We start from the raw sequence: 2,946 nt of genomic DNA on the forward strand, positions 1-2,946 counted from the left end.
GACCTTGCACGTGCTGCATCGCCATCCGGTGCGAGATCACCGAGCCGCAGTCGCCGCCCTGCGACACGAAACGCGTATAGCCGAGCCGCGCCATCAGCTCGCCCCACGCTCGCGCGATGTGGTCGGAGCCCCAGCCGGTCTTCGTTGGCCGGCCCGAGAAGCCGAAGCCCGGCAGCGACGGCACGACGACGTGGAACGCATCGTCCGCGCTCGCGCCGTGCGCGGTCGGGTCGGTCAGCGGACCGATCGCCTTCAGCAGCTCGAAGATCGAACCGGGCCAGCCGTGCGTCATGATCATCGGCATCGCGTTCTCGTGCCGCGACCGCACGTGAATGAAATGAATGTCGAGCCCGTCGATTTCCGTGATGAACATCGGGAAACCGTTCAGGCGCGCCTCGCCCTTGCGCCAGTCGTAGTCGGTGCCCCAGTAGCGCAGCAGCGCCTGCATGCGCGCGAGCCGCACGCCCTGCGATTCGTCGGCGACGGTCTCACGGCCCGGCCAGCGCGTCGCGGCAATGCGACGGCGCAGGTCGGCCACGGCTTCATCGGGAATGTGTGCGGTGAACGGGCGTATGCCGCTCGCGCCGGTGGCCGCATGCAGCGCGGTGGGCAGCATCGCCGACACCCCGGCGGCCACGGAAGTGGCCAGCAGGTGGCGACGCATCGGGGAAAACGGTGTGGAAGACATCGTTCGGCATCTCCTTTCGTGAAGTGGAAAGTGAACATGCCGCGCGCGGGATCCCGCCCAGGCTTTCAATCAGGCGCGCCCTCGTCACGCGGCGTCGCCTATTCGAAAGGTCTGATGTATCCCGGATTTGTCTGATTTGTACGCGTTTGTAGCTGCTGCGAGGTGAGCGAACACGCTTGCGCGGCCGCTCGCCGGTGCGGCGCTCAGAGCGCCTTGACGATCGCGCCGTCGACGCGAATGTTCTGCCCGGTGATATAGCCCGCGCCGTCCGACAGCAGGAACGCAACCGTCTTCGCGATCTCGCCGGTCTTGCCGAAGCGCCCGGCCGGAATGCGCGCGACGATCTCCGGCGTTTCCGGCCAGCTGTCGATGAAGCCCGGCAGCACCGCGTTCATCCGGATGTTCTCGGCCGCATAGCGTTCCGCGTAGAGGCGCGTCCATGCGCTCAACGCCGCGCGCAGCGCCGACGACACGGGCATCGGCTGCTCCGGCGCGTCCGCCGCGAAGCTCGAGATGTTCACCACCGCGCCGCCGCCCTGCTTCTGGAAGATCGACGTCACGCGGCGCATCACGCGCACCACGTTCAGCAGGATCAGGTCGAGCCCCGCGTGCCAGTTGTCGTCGGTGATCGCCAGCAACTCGCCCTTCGGCGGATGGCCGGTGTTGTTCACGACCGCATCGATGCGCCCATAGCGCGCGATCGTTTCCTGCACGAGCTTGTCGATGTCGGCTTCTTCCGTCACCGAGCCCTTGATGCCGAAACCGCCCAGTTCCTCGCCAAGCGCCACCGCGCTGCCCGACAGCGACATCAGCGCGACGCGATAGCCCGTCGCCGCCAGTTCGCGCGCGATCGCCGCGCCCATGCCCTTGCCCGCCGCCGTGATCAACGCCACTTTTTCTACAGTCACGATCCGCTCCTCGTTCCGATTCTGCCGCCGCGCAGCCGCCATTCGGCGCGCCATGGTGGTAATGTAGGCGCATCGATTCCCGCTGTCGAACCAGTATTTCTGCCGCCAGCCGATAGTTTTTCTACAGCCTGACGATGCCGCCACGCCCTTCCCGCCTGCCGCCGCTGAATGCGCTTCGCGCGTTCGAAGTGTCCGCGCGGCACCTCAATTTCCGCGCCGCCGCCGACGAGATCGGCGTCACGCAGGGCGCCGTCGCGCAGCAGGTGCGCCACCTCGAGGACGTGCTCGGCCTGAAGCTGTTCGAACGCCTGCCGCGCGGCCTCGCGCTCACGCATGACGGCGCCGCGTATTTCTCCGACGTGCAGCGCGCGCTGCATGCGATCGCCGACGCCACCGACAAGCTCGTCAAGCGGCGCGCGGCGCTGACGATCAGCACGACGCCGTCGTTCGCGTCGAAGTGGCTGATCCCGCGGCTCGCGCAGTTCACCGAAGCACACCCCGACTACGACGTGCGCGTGATCGCCGATCCGCAGATCGCGACGTTCCGCCACGATGGCGTCGATCTCGCGATCCGCTACGGCAAGCCGCCGTTCGGCAAGCATCTCGCCACCCATGCGCTGTTCCCGCTCGACGTGTGCGCGGTGTGCAGCCCGTCGGTGCTGAGCCCGCCGGCTGCGCCACGCGCGCTCGCCGGGCAGGTGCTGCTGCACGATGCGCATGACCTGTGGCCCGAATTCCTCGCGGCAATGCCAGCACCGGTCGACGTCGATCCGCACAAGGGGCTGCGCTTCAACCAGACGTCGCTCGCGATCGATGCGGCCGTTGCCGGCCAGGGCATCGCGCTCGCGACCGAGCCGCTCGTCGAGCGCGACATCGCCGCCGGACGGCTGTGCAAGCCGTTCGACTTCGCGTTTCCGCTGTCAATGGGGTTCTATCTCGTGTATCCGGCCGAGCGCCGCGACGACGATGCGATCGCGGTGATGCGCGAGTGGATGATCCAGGCCGCGTCGGACGGGCGGCCTTGAGCGGATCGGGTGCGCTGGACCCGCGTCAGGGGGCGATCCAGCGGGCTTCGTAGCCGCGTTCGTTCAGATCGAATACCGCGCGACGATGGCCGGCGCGCGCGAGTTCGAGCCAGTCGATGCGCGTGACCGTCATGTGGATCAGGCAGAAGTTTTCGTAGCCGTCGGCGGTGGGTGCGGTGCTGTCGAGATGCGCGGCTTCCGGCGACACGACCGGCGTGCCGGGCGGCAGCGGCGCGCGATACAGCAGCAGCGTATGCGGACGGCTCGCTTCCCAGATCGCGCGCCGTTGCGCTTCGTCGTCGCAGATCGACGCAACGCCTTCCGC

Annotated in this window: 3 protein-coding genes and 1 pseudogene; 1 reads left to right on the top strand and 3 read right to left on the bottom strand. The window is 68.0% G+C overall.

Features of this window, described 5'->3' with window-relative positions; all coding sequences use genetic code 11:
* A partial coding sequence (locus JMF90_RS31520) for an epoxide hydrolase family protein (protein ID WP_201325900.1) occupies positions 1-688 on the bottom strand: 688 nt, incomplete at its 3' end.
* 203 nt (positions 689-891) lie between these two features.
* A complete protein-coding gene (locus JMF90_RS31525; protein ID WP_041489663.1) occupies positions 892-1,596 on the bottom strand; it encodes an SDR family oxidoreductase in 705 nt (234 codons plus the stop codon).
* Positions 1,597-1,730: 134 nt separating this feature from the next.
* Here JMF90_RS31525 and gcvA point away from each other — a divergent pair, with 134 nt between their 5' ends.
* On the top strand, positions 1,731-2,621 hold the full coding sequence (gcvA, locus tag JMF90_RS31530) for a transcriptional regulator GcvA (RefSeq protein WP_011694544.1): 891 nt from the start codon (positions 1,731-1,733) through the stop codon (positions 2,619-2,621).
* Between the two features lie 25 nt (positions 2,622-2,646).
* Here gcvA and JMF90_RS31535 read toward each other — a convergent pair.
* Positions 2,647-2,946 (bottom strand): annotated as a pseudogene (locus tag JMF90_RS31535) (pyridoxamine 5'-phosphate oxidase); the annotation flags it as partial.

This window comes from Burkholderia sp. E168m23, assembly GCF_016586125.1.
GTDB classification, from domain to species: Bacteria; Pseudomonadota; Gammaproteobacteria; order Burkholderiales; family Burkholderiaceae; genus Burkholderia; species Burkholderia orbicola.